The sequence below is a fragment of the Streptomyces sp. NPDC107538 genome (assembly GCF_055657445.1).
This window is the reverse complement of sequence record NZ_JBVKAY010000003.1, coordinates 63,615-84,409: the sequence shown is the minus strand read 5'-3', so window position 1 is coordinate 84,409 and position 20,795 is coordinate 63,615. Positions and strand designations below refer to the sequence as shown.

Genomic DNA, 20,795 nt, shown 5'->3' with positions numbered 1-20,795 from the left:
CGGAGCACCGGGCTGAGAGGGCGCTGACCTCCGCAGACGCGATGTTTCACGTGGAACATCGTCGGGCGGAAATCGCTGCGTCGACCGCTGAACCTGTTACCGGGTAATGCCGGCGTAGGGAGTAGGTCTCATGACCATCGAGGACACACGCACGCCTGCCTCCAGCCAGACGGACGGGACGACCGCCGCGTCGGAGGGCGAAGGGAACCAGGGCGAACAGCCCCTGGAGGCCGGGAAGTCCATCGGCTGGCACAAGGCGTACATCGAGGGCTCACGCCCCGATCTGCGGGTGCCGGTCCGCCAGGTGCACCTCACCAACGGGCAGTCCGTCACCCTGTACGACACCTCCGGCCCGTACACCGATCCGACAGCGGAAACCGACGTCAGGCGGGGGCTGCTCCCCGTGCGCGAGAACTGGATCATCGCCCGGGGAGACACCGAGGAGTACGCGGGCCGGCCCGTCCGCCCCGAGGACGACGGGATCAAGCACACCTCGCCACGTGGCGGGCTGCGCAACCTCGACGCGGTGTTCCCGGGTCGGCCGCGCCAGCCGCGCCGGAGCCGGGACGGCCGGGCGGTGACCCAGCTCGCGTACGCACGACGCGGGGAGATCACCCCCGAGATGGAGTACGTGGCCGTACGGGAGAACGTCTCGCCGGAGGTCGTCCGAGAGGAGATCGCCGCGGGCAGGGCCGTACTTCCCGCGAACGTGAACCACCCGGAGATCGAGCCGATGATCATCGGCAAGCGGTTCCTGGTGAAGGTCAACGCGAACATCGGCAACTCGGCGGTCACCTCCTCCATCGAGGAGGAGGTCGAGAAGATGACCTGGGCGACCCGGTGGGGCGCCGACACGGTCATGGACCTGTCCACCGGCCGGAACATCCACACCACCCGTGAATGGGTACTGCGCAACTCCCCCGTCCCCATCGGCACGGTGCCGCTCTACCAGGCGCTGGAGAAGGTCGACGGCAGGGCCGAAAACCTGACCTGGGAGATCTACAAGGACACGGTCATCGAGCAGGCCGAGCAGGGCGTGGACTACATGACCGTCCACGCGGGCGTGCGCCTCGCGTATGTGCCGCTCACCGCGAACCGCAAGACCGGCATCGTCTCGCGCGGCGGCTCGATCATGGCGGCCTGGTGCCTGGCACACCACAAGGAGTCGTTCCTCTACGAGAACTTCGAGGAACTGTGCGAGATCCTCGCCGCCTACGACGTCACCTACTCCCTCGGCGACGGCCTTCGGCCGGGCTCCATCGCGGACGCCAACGACGAGGCGCAGTTCGCGGAGTTGCGCACGCTCGGGGAACTCAACCGGATCGCGAAGCGTTTGAACGTACAGACCATGATCGAGGGCCCGGGACATGTCCCGATGCACAAGATCAAGGAGAACATCGACCTTCAGCAGGAGATCTGCGATGAAGCTCCGTTCTATACGCTCGGCCCGCTGACCACGGACGTCGCTCCGGCCTACGACCACATCACCTCGGGCATAGGTGCCGCGATGATCGCGTGGTGGGGCACTGCGATGCTCTGCTACGTCACGCCCAAGGAGCACTTGGGACTGCCCAATCGTGACGACGTGAAGACCGGCGTCATCACCTACAAGATCGCGGCCCATGCGGCGGACATCGCCAAGGGACACCCTGGCGCACAGGAGTGGGACGACGCGTTGTCGGACGCCCGCTTCGAGTTCCGCTGGGAGGACCAGTTCAACCTGGCTCTCGACCCCGACACGGCCCGCGAGTTCCACGACGAGACGCTCCCGGCCGAGCCGGCCAAGACGGCCCACTTCTGCTCCATGTGCGGGCCGAAGTTCTGCTCGATGAAGATCTCCCAGGACATCCGTCGTGAACACGGCGGTTCCCGGGCCGAGATCGAGGCGGGCATGGCGCAGAAGTCCAAGGAGTTCGCGGAAGCGGGGAACCGGGTCTATCTGCCGATGGCGGACTGAGACCCGTCGGCGCCGAGCGGCACGCGGGGAAGGCGGACGTGGCGCGGATCTCCGCCCGTGCCACTGCCGACGCCGCTGCCGTGCGACGAGCGGTGCTCTTCCGGGCGGTTGCCGGGAGAGCCCGCCGCCGCGGGTGGCGGTGCGGTGGATCCGGTCCCGGCCGGGACCGGGCGGGTGCCGGGTGGCCGCCGAGGCCCGGTGGCTTCCGGGGCGGCGGCCGGGGCCCGGGTGCTACTCGGGCTGGTGTTCCGGTCCGCCGAAGTCCGGGCTGGAGAAGTCCGGGCTGCTGTACCCGGCGCGGGAGCCCGCGCTGTTGCTGTCCGGCCTGCTGCTGAAGCTCGGGCGGTTGTAGCCGAGGTGCGGCATGCGGCTGGGCGGGGCCGGGCGGTCCGGCTCGCTCAGCAGCGCCGGGCCCGGGTTCGCGAGGGCGTCGCGGAGGAACGGCAGGATGCCGCGCTCCAGGAGGGTCTCGCGCCAGGCCTCCCTGGCCCGGGTCACCTCCTCGTTCAGCTCGCTGCGGGCGCTGTCGTCCAGCAGGGCGGTGGCGTTGTTGCGCAGGGCGGTGAGCAGGAGACCGACGGCGGCCACCAGGATCGCCGCGGCCGTGACCGCGCCGAAGACCCATCCCGTGGTGAGCAGGGTCTCGGCGATCGCCCGCTCGGGGTCGAGCACCTTCATGACGTAGCCGACGAGCAGGAAGAGCACGGCGGCCGTCCCGGCGAGGACGGGGGCCAGCACCGCGGCGATGGCTCCGGCGCCCGCGCCGGCCGCCTCGGTGACCTCGCCCACGGTGGCCGCGAGCCCCACGGCGGAGCCGTCCGGTTCGCTGGAGCCGGACGCTGCTCCCTCACGGGCCGGTGCGGTGGCCGACGACGGGCTGCGGAATTCGTCGCGGACCTTGACGTAGTACTGGTATTCGGTCGCCGCGGCGGCCGTGATGATCGCCGTGGCGTTGAGGGCCATGGTGCGCAGTTGTTCGGGGTTGAGCCGCTGAAGGCCGGCGGCGAATTCCTGACGGTGTGGTGCGGAGCGCAGCGCCTCGCCGAGGATCCGCTCGTACTCCTGGCGGTCCTCACTGAGCAGGTGCTGCGGAACGCTGTTCATGTGCATCCCCCGATGCTCCGTAGGGCTTGTGGCTCGGCATGCTGACGAGCCGTCGGGCAGAAACGGAGGGGAGCCTGCTACGGATAAGCCGATGGTAGAGCGGTGACGGCAGGCGGTGACAGGGGGTTTGAAGAAATTGGCCCCTGGCCAGCGAAGTCTTCCGACGACAGACGCCTGCCCGTTGACGGCTCAGGTACGCAGCGGAAGTTCCTGGACCAGCAGCTTTCCGGCCATGGTCACGCCGCCGTCCATGGCGACGGCCAGACCTTCCGCATAGGTGTACGGTCCGTCGACCGATGGCCCCGAGCTGTCCTCGCCGTCCTCCGAGCCGACCTCGCCCAAGAGGTACGGGATGGGACTGTGGCCATGGACGATACGGGTGCCGCCGTAGGTCTCCAGCAGGGAGCGCACGGCGTCGGCGCCGCCCTCGTCCCGGAAGGAGAAGCGCCGGGTGAACTTGCGGAAGAGGTCCCAGACCTCGTCGGGGTCGTTACGGGTGATCGTCTCGCGGACGGTGTCGTTGACCGCCTCGATGGAGTCGCCGTAGTCGCGGTAGGCGGTGGTGTCGGAGTGCACCAGGAGGTGGCCGTCGACCTCTTCCATGGCGTCCAGGCGGGCCATCCACTGGAGGTGGTGGTCCTGGAGGCGGTCCATGTCGGTCTTCTGGCCGCCGTTGAGCAGCCAGGCGGCCTGGAAGGTGGCGGTGCCCGCGCCGGAGTTGACGGGGGTGTCGCCGAACCGCTTGGCGCCGAGCAACAGCAGCTCGTGGTTGCCCATGAGGGCCTTGCAGTAGCCGCCCGCCGCGGCGGCCTCGGCGGAGAGCCGCATCACGAGGTCGATGACGCCGATGCCGTCCGGGCCCCGGTCGGTGAAGTCGCCGAGGAACCAGAGCCGGGCGGTGCCCGCCGACCAGTTGCCCGCCGCGTCGACGAGGCCCTTCTCGCGGAGTGCGGCGAGGAGCTCGTCGAGGTAGCCGTGGACGTCCCCGACGACGAAGAGCGGGCTCGGCCGGGAGGACGGCTCGGCCGAGGCGTCCTCCGGGTCGATCACGACCTGAAGCGTGTCGCCCCGGTTGATCACCGGGAGATCGCGCTGGGTCGGCGTGTACCCCTCGGGGTAGCTCTCGGCTTCGTCTGCGGCGGGCCGGGAGGCCTCGCCGGAGTCCGTGGTCTGTCCGTACGGACCGGCCTCGTGGACGTACGCGGGCACGCGGAAATCGCGCACCGTCGGCGTCCGCACCTCGGGTCCCTGACCGGCCCCCTGAGTCATCGACCCCTCCACCACCATCGCCCGCAGCTGCACCGCATCGGACTGCCTGGTCGCAGCGGCCCGCGGTGTGTGCGCCCATCATAGGAATGCGGATCGCGCCATGTGATGACCCAGGGGTGGTGAAATGGCGCAGGGCCCCGGTTCACCGCGGTTTTCTCCCGAATTGGGCGGGGCTCTCCCCGCCCAATTCCCGTTCGGATCCTCAAGCGGGGCGTCAACCCTCTTCGGGTGACCGCGGCGGACTGACCGTCCTGCGCGGCGGACGCCGCTCGGACGAGGTCCGCACGATCAGTTCCGTCGGTATCACCTGCTCGACCGGTTGGTCCGATTCGACCCCTTCGATGGCGTCGATGAGGAGCTGGACCACAGCCGTGCCGATCCGGCGCGGCTTGAGCGAGAGCGTGGTGATCGGCGGCTCGGTGGTCGCGTACACGGCGGACTCGCTGCAGCAGACCAGCAGCAGGTCGTCGGGAACGCGCAGACCGTACCGTCGGGCGGCGGCCAGCAGATCGGTGCCGTTGGGGTCGAAGAGGCCGTAGACCGCGTCCGGGCGGTCCGGACGGGCCAGGAGGCGGTCGGCGGCGACGGCTCCGGCGCACGGATCGTGCGCGGGATAGGCCTCGTACACCGGATCCTGGCCCACCCGCTCGCACCAGCGCAGATACGCGGTGGTGGAGAGATGCGTGTAGGTGTCCGTCGTCGTGCCCGTGAGGAGTCCGATCCGGCGGGCCCCGGCGTCGGCGAGGTGGTCGAGGATGCCGAGGACGGCGGCCTCGTGGTCGTTGTCGACCCACGCGGTGACCGGCAGCGTGCCGGCCGGGCGGCCGTCGGAGACCACCGGTAAGCCCTGGCGGACCAGTTCGCTGACGACCGGGTCGTGGTCGGAGGGGTCGATGACCACGGTGCCGTCCAGGGCGACGTTCGACCACACGTCGTGCCGCGAGGTCGCGGGGAGGATGACCAGGGCGTAGCCCCGGGCCAGCGCGGCCGAGGTGGCGGCCCGCGCCATTTCCGCGAAGTACGCGAACTCGGTGAAGGTGAAAGGTTCATCCCCGTAGGTGGTCACCGTCAGGCCGATGAGGCCCGACTTGCCGGTTCTGAGGGTTCGGGCTGCCGCCGAGGGGCGGTAGCCAAGTCGGTCGGCGACCTCACGTACATGGCGTCGGGTGGCGTCCGGGAGCCGGCCCTTGCCGTTGAGGGCGTCGGAAACGGTCGTGATGGAGACTCCGGCGGCGGCGGCCACGTCCCGGATGCCCGCCCGGCCCGACCGGCTGCCTCGGCGGGGAGTTTCCGCGCGGCTCACCTGGTGCTTCCCTGCTGCTGTCATGGCGAGCCGATAGTAGGGCTCATGCGGTGGGGTAGTGCGGACGCATATGCACTCGTTGACAGGCACGTTTCTGCAAGGTCGCCGGGGGGCAATTTCCTTGCATTGCAAGGGAGTTGGACGATCCTATGCCAGTACGTGACTTGTCGACGCGCATGGGCCTGCCAAGTAGCTGATGTTTCGAAGAGGTCTCAACTCACCTGCACGGGTGATGCGCGCTACGGCGTGAGCCACCGGCGCGCGCGCCCGTGAGGGGCGCGCCCCCCTGATTCGTACACCTTCGTGCGCTGATGCCCATGGGGCGGTTGGGACGGCAGGGGCGTGGACGAGAGGCGCCGGACGCGGGGCGGACGTGGTTGTCCACAGGCCATTCGCAGGGGCGCCGAATCCTCATAAGGTGAGAAGCATTACGTCGACGAGGAGGACTGCGGTGAGCGAGACGAGCCCCAAGCTGCGCGCCGAGCTGGACGGGATCCCGACCTACAAGCCCGGCAAGCCGGCCGCGGCGGGCGGCCCGGTGGCGTACAAGCTGTCCTCCAACGAGAACCCCTATCCGCCGCTGCCCGGCGTGCTGGAGAGCGTGACCGGGTCGGCGGCGGCCTTCAACCGCTACCCGGACATGGCGTGTACGGGGCTGATGAGCGAGTTGGCGGACCGCTTCGGGGTGCCGGTCGCGCACCTGGCCACGGGCACCGGCTCGGTCGGTGTCGCCCAGCAGCTACTGCAGGCGACCTCGGGCCCCGGCGACGAGGTGATCTACGCCTGGCGGTCGTTCGAGGCGTATCCGATCATCACGCAGATCAGCGGGGCCACGTCCGTCCAGGTGCCGTTGACACCGGGGGATGTGCACGACCTGGACGCGATGGCGGACGCGATCACCGACCGGACCCGGCTGATTTTCGTCTGCAACCCGAACAACCCGACGGGGACCGCGGTCCGCCGGGCGGAGCTGGAGCGGTTCCTCGACCGGGTTCCCGGCGATGTGCTGGTGGTGCTGGACGAGGCGTACCGGGAGTTCGTACGGGATGTCGAGGTGCCGGACGGCGTCGAGTTCTACCGTGAGCGGTCGAACGTCTGTGTGCTGCGCACCTTCTCCAAGGCGTACGGGCTCGCGGGGCTCCGGGTGGGCTTCGCGATCGCTCATGAACCCGTGGCGGCCGCCCTGCGCAAGACGGCCGTGCCCTTCGGTGTGAGCCAGCTCGCACAGGACGCCGCGGTCGCCTCGCTGCGCGCGGAGGACGAGCTCCTCGGCCGGGTCGGCTCGCTGGTCTGCGAGCGGAACCGCGTGGTCGAGGCGCTGCGCGGCCAGGGCTGGACGGTCCCGGAGACGCAGGCGAACTTCGTCTGGCTGCGACTGGGGGAGCGCACGGTCGAGTTCGCCGGTGTGTGCGAGCAGGCCGGTGTCGTCGTGCGGCCGTTCCCGGGCGAGGGCGTCCGGGTGACGATCGGCGAGACCGAGGCGAACGACATCTTCCTCAAGGTGACGGAGACGTTCCGCAAGGAGCTCTAGAAGGCTCTGACCAGGGGGTTCGGAGATTCTCTCTGGACCCCTTGCCTTTTTCGGACCCCACGCTCCCGCGTCGAACGAGCATGCGTCATAATTGCTTGTGAATGTGAACGCGTTCACAAGCTCGTCCCGTTTGTCTGAGATGTTGCGTGCCAGGCGGGACAAACTGCCGCAGTGCCACGGCATGTAAGGAGAAGACGTGGACTTCGCTCTGGCGCCGGAGACCCTGGCGCGATGGCAGTTCGGCATCACGACCGTCTACCACTTCCTCTTCGTCCCCCTGACGATCTCGCTGGCCGCGCTCACCGCCGGCCTGCAGACCGCGTGGGTGCGCTCGGGGAAGGAGAAGTACCTCAAGGCCACCAAGTTCTGGGGCAAGCTCTTCCTGATCAATATCGCGATGGGTGTCGTCACCGGCATCGTGCAGGAGTTCCAGTTCGGGATGAACTGGTCCGACTACTCCCGCTTCGTCGGTGATGTCTTCGGAGCTCCGCTCGCCTTCGAGGCGCTGATCGCCTTCTTCTTCGAGTCGACCTTCATCGGTCTGTGGATCTTCGGCTGGGACAAGCTCCCCCAGAAGATCCATCTGGCCTGCATATGGATGGTCTCGATCGGCACGATCCTGTCCGCGTACTTCATCCTCGCGGCCAACTCCTGGATGCAGCACCCCGTCGGCTACCGGATCAACGAGGCCAAGGGCCGGGCCGAACTCACCGACTTCTGGCTCGTCCTGACCCAGAACACCGCGCTCACCCAGGTCTTCCACACCCTTTCGGCGGCCTTCCTCGCCGGTGGCGCCTTCATGGTCGGCATCGCCGCCTTCCATCTGGCCCGCAAGAAGCACATCCCGGTGATGAAGACCTCGCTGCGCCTCGGCCTGGTCACCGTGATCATCGCCGGCATGCTCACCGCGATCAGCGGAGACCTGCTCGGCAAGGTCATGTTCAAGCAGCAGCCGATGAAGATGGCCGCCGCCGAGGCCCTGTGGGACGGCGAGGCACCCGCGCCCTTCTCCGTCTTCGCCTACGGCGATGTCGACAAGGGCCACAACAAGGTTGCCATCGAGATCCCCGGCCTGCTGTCCTTCCTCGCCAACGACGACTTCGACTCGTACGTCCCCGGCATCAACGACGTCAACAAGGCCGAGCAGGAGAAGTTCGGGCCCGGCGACTACCGGCCCAACATCCCCGTCGCCTACTGGGGCTTCCGCTGGATGATCGGCTTCGGTATGACGTCCGTCGCCATCGGTGTGGTCGGACTCTGGCTCACCCGCAGGAAGTTCCTGCTGCCGCAGCACCTGCGGGTCGGCGAGGACGAGGTGCCGCATCTCGTCCTGCTGCCGAAGAAGGCCCTCGGCCCGACCCTCACCAAGTGGTACTGGCGCATCGCGGTCCTGACCCTGGGCTTCCCGCTGATCGCCAGCTCCTGGGGCTGGATCTTCACCGAGATGGGCCGTCAGCCGTGGGTCGTCTACGGCGTGCTGCGCACCGAGGACGCGGTCTCCCCCGGTGTCTCCCAGGGCGAGATCCTCACCTCGATGATCGTCTTCACCACGCTGTACGCGATTCTCGCAGTCGTCGAGGTCAAGCTGCTCGTGAAGTACGTCAAGGCGGGGCCGCCCGAGCTGACGGAGGCCGACCTCAACCCGCCCACGAAGATCGGCGGCGACTCCCGTGACGCCGACAAGCCGATGGCCTTCTCGTACTAGGCCGCACCGGGCCAAGGGAGCACAGTCATGGAACTTCACGACGTCTGGTTCGTCCTCATCGCCGTCCTGTGGATCGGCTACTTCTTCCTGGAGGGCTTCGACTTCGGGGTCGGCGTCCTCACCAAGCTGCTGGCCCGGAACCGTCCGGAGAAGCGCGTCCTCATCAACACCATCGGGCCCGTCTGGGACGGCAACGAGGTGTGGCTGCTCTCGGCGGGCGGTGCGACCTTCGCCGCCTTCCCCGAGTGGTACGCGACCCTGTTCTCCGGCTTCTATCTGCCGCTGCTGCTCATCCTGGTCTGCCTGATCGTCCGGGGGGTCGCCTTCGAGTACCGCGTGAAGCGGCCCGAGGAGAGGTGGCAGCGCAACTGGGAGACGGCGATCTTCTGGACCTCGCTGCTCCCCGCGTTCCTGTGGGGCGTGGCCTTCGCCAACATCGTGCGCGGAGTGAAGATCGACCGCGACTTCGAGTACGTGGGCAACCTCGCCGATCTGCTCAACCCGTACGCCCTGCTGGGAGGTCTGGTCACGCTGACGCTCTTCACCTTCCACGGCACGGTGTTCGTCGGTCTCAAGACCGTCGGGGACATCCGGGAGCGCGCGCGGACGCTGGCGCTGCGGGTGGGTGCCGTGACGGCCGGACTGGCTCTGCTCTTCCTGCTCTGGACCCAGATCGAGAACGGCGACGCTGTCTCACTGATCGCCGCGGTCGTGGCCGTTGCCGCGCTCGTGGCGGCGCTGGTGGCCGTTCGAGCGGGGCGCGAAGGATGGGCGTTCGCCCTGTCGGGAGTCACCATCGTGGCCGCCGTCGGGATGCTCTTCCTGACGCTCTTCCCGAACGTCATGCCGTCCTCGCTGAACGAGGACTGGAGTCTCACGGTGACGAACGCCTCGTCCAGCCCGTACACCCTGAAGATCATGACCTGGTGCGCGGCCATCGCCACACCGGTCGTGATGCTCTACCAGGGGTGGACGTACTGGGTGTTCCGCAAGCGAATCGGTACCCAGCACATCGCCGAGTCGGCGCACTAAGTCCCCGCGAGGCGGTGTGTTGGACGATGTTTCACGTGAAACACACCGCCTCAGGCCGAAGGGGCATGTTTCACGTGAAACATGCCTGCTGAGAAGAGGGTGTTTCACGTGAAACCGATCGACCCGCGACTCCTGCGGTACGCCCGTGCCACCCGGCTGTTCCTGGTGGTGGTCGTCGGTCTGGGTGTTGTGGGCGCGGCCCTGGTCATCGCCCAGGCCATGCTCATCGCCGAAGTGGTGGTCGGCGCCTTCCAGCACGAGCTGCCCGTCGCTCAACTCCGCACTCCCCTGCTGCTCCTGGCGGCGGTCGCGCTGGGACGGGCCCTGGTCTCCTGGCTCACCGAGCTGGCCGCTCACCGCGCGAGCGCGGCGGTGAAGTCGGAGCTGCGGGGGCGGCTGTTGGAGCGGGCCACCGCACTGGGGCCCGGCTGGCTGAGCGGACAGCGCACCGGCTCGCTGGTCGCCCTCGCCACCCGGGGGGTCGACGCGCTCGACGACTACTTCGCGCGCTATCTGCCGCAGTTGGGCCTCGCCGTCGTCGTACCCGTCGCGGTGCTGGCGCGGATCGTCACCGAGGACTGGGTGTCGGCGGCGATCATCGTCGGCACGCTGCCGCTGATCCCGGTCTTCATGGTGCTGATCGGCTGGGCCACCCGCTCGCAGATGGACCGTCAGTGGCGGCTGCTGTCACAGCTGTCGGGGCATTTCCTGGACGTCGTGGCCGGGCTCCCGACGCTGAAGGTCTTCGGCCGGGCCAAGGCACAGGCCGAGTCGATCAAGCGGATCACCGGCGAGTACCGCCAGGCGACCATGCGGACGCTGCGGATCGCCTTCCTGTCGTCCTTCGCGCTGGAGCTGCTCGCGACGATCTCGGTCGCGCTGGTCGCGGTCACCATCGGCATGCGGCTTGTCCACGGCGAGATGGACCTGTACATCGGGCTGGTCATCCTCGTGCTGGCCCCCGAGGCGTATCTGCCGGTACGGCAGGTGGGCACCCAGTTCCACGCCGCCGCCGAGGGACTCGCGGCGGCCGAGGAGATCTTCGAGGTCCTGGAGACGCCGGTGCCGGCGTCGGGGACCGGTGCCATGCCGTCCGCCGGTGACCTCCACTTCGACGGGGTGACCGTCCGCTACCCCGGCCGGTCGTACGACGCCGTCTCGGACGTGTCCCTCACCGTGGCCCCCGGTGAGACGGTGGCCCTCGTCGGGCCGAGCGGGGTGGGCAAGTCGACCCTGCTGAGCGTCCTGCTGGGCTTCACGGAGGCCACGGCGGGCACCGTACGGGTCGGGGGAGCCGATCTTGCCTCGCTCGACCTGGACCAGTGGCGTTCACGCGTGGCCTGGGTGCCGCAGCGGCCGCACCTGTACGCCGGATCGATCGCCGAGAACGTCCGGCTGGCCCGTCCGGACGCCGACGACACGGCGGTACGGTGTGCGCTCGCCGACGCGGGGGCGCTGGAGTTCGTGGACGCGCTGCCCGCCAAGGCTGCGACGCTCCTCGGTGAGGACGGCGCCGGTCTCTCCGCCGGACAGCGGCAACGGCTGGCCCTCGCCCGGGCGTTCCTCGCCGACCGGCCCGTGCTGCTCCTCGACGAGCCGACGGCCTCGCTGGACGGGGAGACCGAGGCGGAGGTCGTGGAGGCGGTACGGCGGCTGGCGGTCGGCCGGACGGTGCTGCTGGTGGTCCACCGGCCGGCGCTGCTGGCAGTGGCGGACCGGGTGGTGCGGCTGGAGGAGGCGCAGGGGCGCGGGACGGCACCGGTTGTCGGGCACGACAGGATCGCCGCGCCGCGCAGGCCGGGCCGACAGGAGGCCCCGGCCTCGGCGCCCGCTGAGGAACCGCCACGGGAACAGCGTGGGAGTGTGCTGAGCCGAGTGCGCCGCATGGCCGGGCCACGTCGGGGCCGGCTCGTCCTCGCCCTGCTGCTCGGCAGCCTCGCGCTGGGCAGCGCCGTGGGGCTCATGGCGACCTCCGGGTGGCTGATCTCACGGGCCTCGCAGCAGCCTCCGGTGCTGTATCTGATGGTCGCGGTGACGGCCACGCGTGCCTTCGGGATCGGTCGGGCGGTGTTCCGGTACGCGGAGCGGCTCGTGTCGCACGACACCGTGCTGCGGATGCTGGCCGACACGCGGGTGGCCGTCTACCGGAGGCTGGAGCGACTGGCGCCCGCCGGGCTGCGCACGACCAGGCGCGGCGATCTGCTCTCGCGACTGGTCGCCGATGTGGACGCCTTGCAGGACTACTGGGTGCGCTGGCTGCTGCCCGCCGGGGCCGCGGTGGCCGTCTCCGCCGCCTCCGTCGGGTTCACCGCCTGGCTGCTGCCCGAGGCCGGAGCCGCTCTCGCCGTCGGGCTGCTCGCCGCCGGAGCCGGGGTGCCCCTCGTCACCGGCGCCGTGGCCCGGCGGGCGGAGCACCGGCTGGCGCCGGCCCGCGGGGTGCTGGCCACCCACGTGGCCGATCTGCTCACCGGTACCGCCGAGTTGACGGTCGCGGGCGCCCTGCCCGGCCGTACCGCCGATGCGCGCCGAGCCGACCGGGTGCTCACCCGGATCGCCTCCCGCGCCGCCACCGCCACCGCGCTCGGCGACGGGCTCACCGCGCTCGTCTCCGGGCTCACCGTCGCCGCCACCGCGCTCCTCGGCGCCCAGGCCGTCGTCGACGGCTGGCTGAGCGGGGTGGCCATGGCCGTCGTCGTCCTCACCCCGCTGGCCGCGTTCGAGGCGGTGCTGGGGATGCCGTCGGCCGTCCAGTTCCGCCAGCGGGTGCGCAGGAGCGCGGAGCGCGTGTACGAGGTGCTGGACGCCCCCGACCCCGTACGCGAACCGGAGGAGCCGGCCGAGGCGCCGGTGTCGCCGTTCCCGCTGCGGCTCGCCGGGCTCGGCGCGCGGTACGCCGGGCAGGAGCGGGACGCGCTCGCCGGCTTGGACCTCACCCTCGAACAGGGGCGCAGGATCGCCGTGGTCGGTGTCTCGGGGGCGGGCAAGACGACGCTGGCCCAGGTGCTGCTGCGTTTCCTGGACGCGCGCGAAGGGACGTACACGCTGGGCGGGGTGGACGCGTACGCGCTCGACGGGGACGCCGTACGGCGGCTCGTGGGGCTGTGCGCCCAGGACGCGCACCTCTTCGACAGTTCGGTGCGGGAGAACCTGCTGCTCGCCCGGAAGGACGCGGACGAGACGGAACTGCGGGACGCGCTCGCGCGGGCACGGCTGCTCGACTGGGCCGACGAACTGCCGGACGGGCTGGACACCTTGATCGGCGAGCACGGGGCCCGGCTGTCCGGTGGTCAGCGCCAGCGGCTCGCCCTCGCCCGCGCGCTGCTGGCCGACTTCCCGGTCTTCGTCCTCGACGAGCCCGCGGAACACCTGGACCTGCCGACGGCCGACGCGCTGACCGCGGATCTGCTGGCCGCGACCGAGGGCCGTACGACCCTGCTGATCACCCATCGGCTGGCCGGTCTCGACGCCGTGGACGAGGTGGTCGTGCTGGCGGAGGGACGCGTCGCCCAGCGCGGGACGTACGCGGAACTGGCCCTGGTGGACGGGCCCTTGCGGGCGATGGTGGAGCGCGAGGCGGCGGGGGAACTGCTGGCCGGGGTCTGAGCCGAGCGCGTCACGGGTGGGCGGGCACGGCCGCGCTTCGCGGCTGTGCCGGGACGTACCTGATGGCGGGTCTGCCCTGGCGGTCGGCCGGGCGGGCGGGCCACCGCCGTGGCCTTCGGAGCGGGCCCGTCCAGGAGGACCCGGGCCGCCCGCAAGGCTCCGCGCCGAACGCACCGCGATCTGGCCCCTGTTCGGCCCAGGCCCTTGGACCGTCCGGGGCACCGCGTCCCCCGGCCGTACGACTCGGACAGGACTGCGGCGGTGGGCGGGGCCACGATCGCTGCTATGCGCTTCTCTCGCCGACACCCGCTGTTCGCCGTCGTGGTGCTGTGCGCCTCGGTGCTCGTCGTGGCCCGGCCGACGGCGGCCGAAGGCGATGGCGGTGGGGCGCCGGGCGGGCCCGGCGAGGAAGGCATCAGCACCCGGGTGGCGCGACTGTTCGAGGAAGCGGCGGTGGCGACGCAGCGGTACGAGGCGGGGCGGCGGGCGGTCGAGGCGCAGAAGACGAACGCACAGCGGCTGGAGAAGCTCCTCGTGCGGGAGCGGAAGCAGATCGCCGTGCTGAACGCCGACCTCGGCCGGATCGCGCGCGCCCAGTACCGCGAGGGCGGTGGGGTGCCGTACACCGCGCAGATGCTGTTCGCGGCCGATCCCGAGGAGCTGATGCGAGGTCAGCGGGCCGTCTGGCAGGCCGATCTGGCGGTCAACAACGCCGTGTCGAAGAGCCGCCGCGCGGAGACGAGACTCGCCGCGGACGAGGCGAAGGCCGCTGCGGCGTGGCGGGCGCTGGAGGAATGGAAGACCGGGCTCTCCGGCGTCAAGCGGGCGATCGAGGAGAAGCTGGAGGAGGCGCAGTGGACGCTCCAGGGGCAGGCCGACGCGGCGGTCGCGGCCGGCGCCTGCCGGGGAGCCGTCCGGCTGGATCAGCCGGACGACGGGCGGTCGAAGGCATGGGTCGCGCCGGTGGCCACGTACGACCTGTCCGCGGGCTACGGCAGCGGCGGCGAGCGCTGGGCGGGTCGGCACACCGGGCAGGACTTCGCGGTCCCGATCGGCACACCGGTGCGGGCGGTCGGGGCGGGGAGGGTCGTGAAGGTGTCCTGCGGGGGCGCCTTCGGCATCGAGATCGTCGTCGAGCACGCGGACGGCTACTACACGCAGTACGCGCACCTCGCCGCCGTCACCGTCGACCAGGGCGACCGGGTGGCGCCGGGGCAGTGGATCGGCCAGGCGGGCACCACCGGCAACTCCACCGGACCGCATCTGCACTTCGAGGTACGGGTCACCCCGGAGCTGGGGTCGGGCGTGGACCCGGTGCCGTGGCTGCGCGAGCACGGGGTGGAGCTGTGACCGCGGCGGGTCCCCCGGTATCGACTCGGCCGTGGCGGGTGGTGGCTACGCCGCGGCCGTGGCCGGTGGTGGCCGCGTCCGGCTACAGCCGTTCCGCCAGCAGGCGTTCGATCACGACCGCCACGCCGTCCTCGTTGTTGGCCACGGTCCGGCCGGAGGCCGCCGCGAGGACGTCCGGGTGGGCGTTGCCCATGGCGTACGACTGGCCGGCCCAGGTGAGCATCTCGACGTCGTTCGGCATGTCCCCGAAGGCGACGACCTCCTCGTGGGAGATGCCGCGCTCGGCGCAGCACAGGGCGAGGGTGCTGGCCTTGGAGACGCCCGGTCCGCTGATCTCCAGCAGGGCGCTGGGGCTGGAGCGGGTGATGGTGGCACGGTCGCCGACGGCGATCCGGGCGGTGGCGAGGAAGTCGTCGGGGTCGATCGAGGGGTGGTATGCGAGGATCTTCAGCACGGGCTCGTCGTCGGCCACACCGCCCGGGCCCAGCAGCTTCTCGGCCGGGGCGAGGACGTCGGGGATCTCCATGTGGAGCTTGGGGTACTCGGGCTCCTGGTTGAAGCCGTACGTCTGCTCGACCGCGTACACCGTGCCCGGCGCGGCCTCGCGCAGCAGCCGTACGGCGTCCAGCGCGTTCTCCCGCGCCAGTTCGCGGACCTTGACGAAGCGGTGAGCGCCCGGGCCGCCGTGCAGGTCGACCACGGCGGCGCCGTTTCCGCAGATCGCGAGGCCGTGGCCGTGGACGTGCTCGCTGACGACATCCATCCAGCGGGCGGGGCGGCCGGTGACGAAGAACACCTCGACGCCGGCCTCCTCGGCGGCCGCGAGGGCGGCGACGGTGCGGGGGGAGACCGACTTGTCGTCGCGGAGCAGGGTGCCGTCGAGGTCCGTGGCTATCAGCCGGAGCGGGACGGTCGGGGCCGGGGTCTCGGGCTGTCGCGTCGCTGAGGTCACGGACCCCATTGTCGCGCATATGCGCGCACGCTCGTGCGGGCGCCCGCACAGGTGAGTGATCACCGCCCTGGCCGGGCCCGCCACCTGCGCTGTCTGGAGCGTTGTCCTCGTGCTCCCGAGAGCGGTGGGTCCCCGCCCCGCAGCTGTTCCCGGGGCTTTCAGGCGAGCTGGGCCGGTGCCTCCATGGCGATCCGCTCGAACACCTTCTCGTCCGCGGCGAAGACCGAGTCGGGGATCGGCCAGTGGATCACGAGGTCGGTGATGCCCAGCTCGGCGTGGCGGCCCGCGAAGTCCACGAACGCGTCCAGCGACTCCAGCGGCCGGCCGCGGTCCGGGGTGAAGCCCGTGAGCAGGATCTTGTCGAGCCCTGTCGCCTCCCGGCCGAGCGCGGCGGCGGTGTCGGCCAGCTTCTCGACCTGTCCGCGGATGGCCTGCACCGACTGCTCGGGGGTGCCCGACTCGAACAGCTTGGGGTCCCCGGTGGTCACCCACGCCTGTCCGTACCGTGCGGCCAGTCGCATACCGCGCGGCCCGGTGGCGGCCACCGCGAAGGGCAGCCGGGGGCGCTGCACGCAGCCGGGGATGTTGCGTGCCTCGTGGGCGGAGTAGTAGTCGCCCTCGTACGAGACGGAGTCCTCGGTGAGGAGCCGGTCGAGCAGGGGGACGAACTCGGCGAGACGGTCGGCGCGCTCACGTGGAGTCCACGGCTCCTGGCCGAGCGCGGTGGCGTCGAAGCCGGTGCCGCCCGCGCCGACGCCGAGGGTGAGCCGGCCGCCGGAGATGTCGTCGAGGGAGATCAGTTCCTTGGCGAGGGTCACCGGGTGCCGGAAGTTCGGCGAGGTCACGAGGGTGCCGAGGCGAAGATGGTCGGTCACGGCGGCAGCCGCGGTCAGGGTCGGCACGGCGCCGAACCACGGCCCGTCCCGGAAGGTCCGCCACGACAGGTGGTCGTACGTGAACGCGGTATGGAACCCGAGCTGCTCGGCCCGCTGCCACATGGCACGGCCGCCCTCGTGCCAGCGGAGGTACGGCAGGATCACGGTGCTCAGACGCAGACTCATACATCGAGCGTAAGGGCAACGGTCGGGTGGTTCCGCTCAGCGCGACTCGGGGAACCGCAGGTAGGCGGGCGGCACCGTGTCGGTCAGCCACACCCCGTTGGCGCTGACCCGGAAGACGTGCCCGTCGCGGTGCATGGCGCCCGCGTCCACGGAGAGCACGACGGGGCGGCCCCGGCGGGCGCCGACGCGGGTGGCGGTCTCCCGGTCGGGCGAGAGGTGCACGTCGTGCCGGTTCATGGCACGCAGGCCCTCGGCGCGGATCGCGCTCAGGTAGGCCTGCACGGTCCCGTGGTAGAGGTACGGCGGCGGGGCCGCCGGGGGCAGGCCGAGGTCGACCTCGACGGTGTGGCCCTGGCTGGCGCGGATCCGGTCACCTTCGATCGCGAAGCGCTGTTTGTCGTTGGCCTCGACCACGTGATCGAGTTCCGCCCTGGTGAAGTGGAAGCCGTGGGCGGCGGCTGCCTCGATGAGTGTGTCGATCCCGACCCAGCCGCCCTCGTCGAGGGTGAGCCCGATCCGCTCCGGCTGGTGTCGGAGGTGTTTCGAGAGGTACTTCGACACTCTCACGGTACGTCGTTCGTTCATTCCGCCAGCGTGCCTGGCGAGACCGGTGTCACGCACTTGATTTTGATCCGGATGTTTGATCCACAGCCAAGTGTAGTTATCCACAGGCTAATTGGAGATTCTGTGGACAACTAGCGGACCGATTCAGGGTGATTGGTCAACTTTGTCACTATCGCGCATGTTTGCTGTGAGCCTGTCCAAGGTCCGTGACTGTACCTCCCGTTCGGCTGCCGCCGCGACGAAGTCCGACGCGTGCGCGGGGCCAACCAGCGTCTCGACGGCCCGCATCGTGGACGCCGGGATCCGTACATAGCACGACTCTTCCGGGACTTCGGCGGGGGCGTCGAAGTCGAGGTGCCGGAGCAGCTGGCGGGTGGCGAAAAGCCGCATCGCGCGGGCGAGTTCGGCGTCCACCGTCTGATGCGCGAGCGGCCGCAGCCGCCGTACGAGCGTTGTCGCCTCGACCGCGTCCGCGTCGGACGGTGGCTGGTGCGGGCCGATATAGCGGGCGAACACATGCTCGGTCGTGAACTCCAGGAAGCGGGCGGCGATGTGCTCGACCTGGCCCCTCAACTCCCGTAGATGACCGGCGATCGCGGACAACGGCACCCCGGCCGCGTGCAACTCGGCCGCCACGGACAGCTCTTGGGGGCTGGGCACGAGGAACTGGTCCTCCTCGCCGGGCACCTGCTGCAGCACACCCAGGTCGACCGCGTGGGCCACCGCCGCCTCGTCCGGGGCGCCGCCGAACCGCTCGACGAGCTCGGCCCGTGAGATCCGTACGGCCTGCTCGTCGGTCCATGGCCCGTCGACCTCGGCGGCCAGGCCGAGCACCCCGCCGAGGCCCCGGCCGGTGTCCCAGGCTTCCAGCAACTCCTTGATGGAGGCCAGGGTGTAGCCGCGGTCGAGCAGGTCGGCGATCTGGCGCAGTCTGGTCAGATGCGTGTCCGAGTAGACGTTCGCCCGCCCACGCCGCTCGGGGCGGGGGAGCAGCCCGCGGTCCTGGTAGGCACGGATCGTCCGGACCGTGGCACCGCTACGGTGCGCCAGATCCTCGATGCGATACGCGGGAGCAGGCCCGGGCGAGCACTTCGGCGGCCGGGGTCCGGTCGCCGGGGGGACCGTGCGGGGGCCGATCACATGGTGCCCGTTCGCGTCCCGCTCGTCCCGGTGGCTCATAGCGGCGGTTCCAGGCGGGCGAGCGCGCGCAGCGCGCGCGGGGTGAACCGGGACATGAAACGGCCGCCGTGGGCCTCCGGCGTGACGGGGACGACCGCCTGGTTGCGGACCACCGCGCGCAGGACGGCGTCCGCGACCTTCTCCGGCGGGTAGTTCCGCAGCCCGTACAGCTTCGAGGCCTTCCGCTGCCGGCGCTTCTCCTCCTCGGCGTCGACGCCGGCGAAGCGCGCGGTCGAGGTGATGTTGGTGTTGACGATGCCGGGGCAGATCGCCGTCACCCCGATGCCCTGCCCGGCCAGCTCCGCGCGCAGGCACTCGCTCAGCATCAGGACGGCCGCCTTGGAGGTGCTGTACGCGGGCAGTGACCTGGACGGCAGATACGCGGCGGCCGACGCGGTGTTGACGATGTGGCCGCCCTGGCCGCGCTCGGCCATCTGCCTGCCGAAGAGCCGACAACCGTGGATCACGCCCCACAGGTTGACGTCGAGGACCTTCCGCCAGTCCTCGGCGGTGGTGTCGAGGAAGGACCCCGACAGCCCGATCCCCGCGTTGTTCACGAGCACGTCGACCACGCCGTACGTCGAGGCGACCTTCTCGGCGAGTTTCTCCATGGCCTGTTCGTCCGAGACGTCGACCGCCTCGGCCCAGGCCTCGGGCGCGCCGATCAGCCGGGCCAGCTCCGCGGTGCGGGCCGCGCCTTCGGCGTCCAGGTCGACGGCGACGACGCGGGCCCCGGCCTCGGCGAAGGCGACGGCCGTGGCCCGGCCGATGCCGCCGGCCGCGCCGGTGACCAGCACCAACTGCCCGCCGAACCGGTCCGTGTACTTCCCGGTGGCCGCCGGTGCGGGGCGGCCGCCCTCGGCCCGCGTGACGAACTCGGTGATCCAGGAGGCCAGTTGGTCGGGGCGTGTGCGCGGGATCCAGTGCTTGGCGGGCAGGGTGCGACGGGTGAGCTCCGGCGCCCACGACTCCAGGTCGTCGTAGAGGTGCTCGGAGAGGAACTGGTCCCCCAGAGGCGTGATGAGCTGCACGGGCGCGTGGGCGTACGCGTCGTCACGAGGGCGGGCCAGACGAGTCCGGATGTTGTCCCGGTACAGCCAGACACCGTGTGCGGCGTCCGTGGGCAGCGACGGGCTGGGGTAGTCGCGCCCGGGCAGCTTCTCGGCACGCCGGACCAGGGCGGGCCACCGCTTGCCGAGGGGGCCGCGCCAGGCGAGTTCGGGAAGCACGGGTGTGTGCAGCACGTAGATGTACCAGGACTTGGCGCCTTGGCCGAGGAGTTGGCCGATCCGGCGCGGGGTGGGGCGCTTCGCCCGTCGTTTGATCCAGTGCCCCAGGTGGTCGAGGGAAGGGCCGGACATCGAGGTGAAGGACGCGACACGGCCCTCGGTGCGCTCGGCCGTCGCGAACTCCCAGCCCTGCACGGAACCCCAGTCGTGCCCCACCAGATGAACGGGGCGGCCGGGGCTGACCGCGTCCACGACCGCCAGGAAGTCGTCCGTCAGCTTCTCCAGCGTGAACCCGCCGCGCAACGGCTGCGGCGCCGTCGACCGGCCGTGGCCGCGCACGTCGTACAGCACCACGTGGAAGCGCCCCGCGAGCCGTACGGCGACCTCGGACCACACCTCCTTGGTGTCGGGGTAGCCGTGCACGAGCAGCACCGTCGGCTGCCCGGGATCGCCCAGCTCGGCGACGCACAACTCGACCCCGTCCGCGCGCACCCGGCGCTCCCGCGCGCCCTCCAGCGTCACCGCATCCGTCACGTCTCCCCCTTCGGTCATCGGCACTTCTCCTCCGTCCACGGTCGGACGTGCGCCAGCTCGTCGTCCAGGTGGGGCTCGACGGCCCACAGGCCCGGCCGCGGCGGATGGCCGGAGAACCTCGCGCGGCCGGTGGTGCCTGTCGGTGCCGAGGTCATGCCGCTGCCCCACCCGTCCTCGTCGACTACGGTCCGTGTTCGCAAGATGACATCAACGAATGTGACAGTGAATGGAGGCTGCGTCAATGGGGGTGCGTGGGCTGTGGACAACCGACGGGTTCGAAGACGGACGTGAACGCGGGCACGAAACGGCGACGCCGGACGTTCACTCCCTGACGGCCGCTCCCACGCGACCTGCCTGCGTCGGGTCGTTCGACCTCAGGGTGACCCCTAGGGGGACCGGCGGTGGAGACCCCCTACGGGCCC

General features: G+C 70.7%; 14 protein-coding genes and 1 pseudogene. 6 read left to right on the top strand and 9 right to left on the bottom strand.

The window, feature by feature from the left end; all coding sequences use genetic code 11:
• Positions 1 to 130 precede the first annotated feature (130 nt).
• Positions 131 to 1,957: a phosphomethylpyrimidine synthase ThiC gene (gene thiC, locus ACZ7MG_RS10855; RefSeq protein WP_471382575.1), complete on the top strand. Its 1,827-nt coding sequence runs from the start codon at positions 131 to 133 to the stop codon at positions 1,955 to 1,957.
• 231 nt (positions 1,958 to 2,188) lie between these two features.
• Here thiC and ACZ7MG_RS10850 read toward each other — a convergent pair whose 3' ends face one another.
• The 3 genes from ACZ7MG_RS10850 to ACZ7MG_RS10840 form a co-directional block, all read right to left on the bottom strand.
• Positions 2,189 to 3,067 carry a hypothetical protein gene (locus ACZ7MG_RS10850; protein WP_471382576.1) on the bottom strand — a complete coding sequence of 293 codons (879 nt, stop codon included), beginning with the start codon at positions 3,065 to 3,067 and terminating at the stop codon, positions 2,189 to 2,191.
• Positions 3,068 to 3,250: 183 nt separating this feature from the next.
• Positions 3,251 to 4,330 carry a metallophosphoesterase family protein gene (locus tag ACZ7MG_RS10845; RefSeq protein ID WP_471382578.1) on the bottom strand — a complete coding sequence of 360 codons (1,080 nt, stop codon included), beginning with the start codon at positions 4,328 to 4,330 and terminating at the stop codon, positions 3,251 to 3,253.
• Positions 4,331 to 4,544: 214 nt separating this feature from the next.
• A complete protein-coding gene (locus tag ACZ7MG_RS10840; protein ID WP_086752587.1) occupies positions 4,545 to 5,657 on the bottom strand; it encodes a LacI family DNA-binding transcriptional regulator in 1,113 nt (370 codons plus the stop codon).
• A 427-nt stretch (positions 5,658 to 6,084) separates the two neighbouring features.
• Here ACZ7MG_RS10840 and hisC point away from each other — a divergent pair, with 427 nt between their 5' ends.
• The 5 genes from hisC to ACZ7MG_RS10815 all read left to right on the top strand — a co-directional run bounded on the left by hisC (position 6,085) and on the right by ACZ7MG_RS10815 (position 14,854).
• A complete protein-coding gene (gene hisC, locus ACZ7MG_RS10835) occupies positions 6,085 to 7,164 on the top strand; it encodes a histidinol-phosphate transaminase (protein WP_471382579.1) in 1,080 nt (359 codons plus the stop codon).
• Between the two features lie 196 nt (positions 7,165 to 7,360).
• Positions 7,361 to 8,869, top strand: a complete 1,509-nt coding sequence (locus ACZ7MG_RS10830; protein WP_471382581.1) for a cytochrome ubiquinol oxidase subunit I — start codon at positions 7,361 to 7,363, stop codon at positions 8,867 to 8,869.
• A 27-nt stretch (positions 8,870 to 8,896) separates the two neighbouring features.
• The gene (gene cydB, locus ACZ7MG_RS10825; protein ID WP_471382583.1) at positions 8,897 to 9,901 is read left to right on the top strand and encodes a cytochrome d ubiquinol oxidase subunit II; all 1,005 of its coding nucleotides are present in this window, start codon (positions 8,897 to 8,899) and stop codon (positions 9,899 to 9,901) included.
• Between the two features lie 108 nt (positions 9,902 to 10,009).
• Positions 10,010 to 13,504: a thiol reductant ABC exporter subunit CydD gene (cydD, locus tag ACZ7MG_RS10820; protein WP_471382584.1), complete on the top strand. Its 3,495-nt coding sequence runs from the start codon at positions 10,010 to 10,012 to the stop codon at positions 13,502 to 13,504.
• A 285-nt stretch (positions 13,505 to 13,789) separates the two neighbouring features.
• On the top strand, positions 13,790 to 14,854 hold the full coding sequence (locus tag ACZ7MG_RS10815; RefSeq protein ID WP_471382586.1) for a peptidoglycan DD-metalloendopeptidase family protein: 1,065 nt from the start codon (positions 13,790 to 13,792) through the stop codon (positions 14,852 to 14,854).
• Positions 14,855 to 14,936: 82 nt separating this feature from the next.
• Here the strand turns inward: ACZ7MG_RS10815 and ACZ7MG_RS10810 are convergent, their stop codons facing one another.
• The 6 genes and pseudogenes from ACZ7MG_RS10810 to ACZ7MG_RS10785 all read right to left on the bottom strand — a co-directional run.
• Complete coding sequence (locus tag ACZ7MG_RS10810; RefSeq protein WP_471382587.1) at positions 14,937 to 15,806, bottom strand: HAD family hydrolase; 870 nt, start codon at positions 15,804 to 15,806, stop codon at positions 14,937 to 14,939.
• A gap of 158 nt (positions 15,807 to 15,964) precedes the next feature.
• Positions 15,965 to 16,867 (bottom strand): LLM class flavin-dependent oxidoreductase, encoded by a 903-nt coding sequence (locus tag ACZ7MG_RS10805; protein ID WP_471382588.1) that lies wholly within the window; start codon positions 16,865 to 16,867, stop codon positions 15,965 to 15,967.
• Between the two features lie 36 nt (positions 16,868 to 16,903).
• The gene (locus ACZ7MG_RS10800) at positions 16,904 to 17,452 is read right to left on the bottom strand and encodes an RNA 2'-phosphotransferase (protein ID WP_471382589.1); all 549 of its coding nucleotides are present in this window, start codon (positions 17,450 to 17,452) and stop codon (positions 16,904 to 16,906) included.
• Positions 17,453 to 17,575: 123 nt separating this feature from the next.
• Positions 17,576 to 18,610 carry a MerR family transcriptional regulator gene (locus ACZ7MG_RS10795; RefSeq protein ID WP_471382591.1) on the bottom strand — a complete coding sequence of 345 codons (1,035 nt, stop codon included), beginning with the start codon at positions 18,608 to 18,610 and terminating at the stop codon, positions 17,576 to 17,578.
• Entirely contained in the window at positions 18,607 to 20,391 is a 1,785-nt protein-coding gene (locus ACZ7MG_RS10790; RefSeq protein ID WP_471382592.1) for an SDR family oxidoreductase, read from the bottom strand. The genes ACZ7MG_RS10795 and ACZ7MG_RS10790 overlap by 4 nt, the downstream gene beginning before the upstream one ends.
• Positions 20,388 to 20,492, bottom strand: a pseudogene (locus tag ACZ7MG_RS10785) (M24 family metallopeptidase); the annotation flags it as partial. The pseudogene ACZ7MG_RS10785 and the gene ACZ7MG_RS10790, both read right to left, overlap by 4 nt.
• Between the last annotated feature and the right edge of the window lie 303 nt (positions 20,493 to 20,795).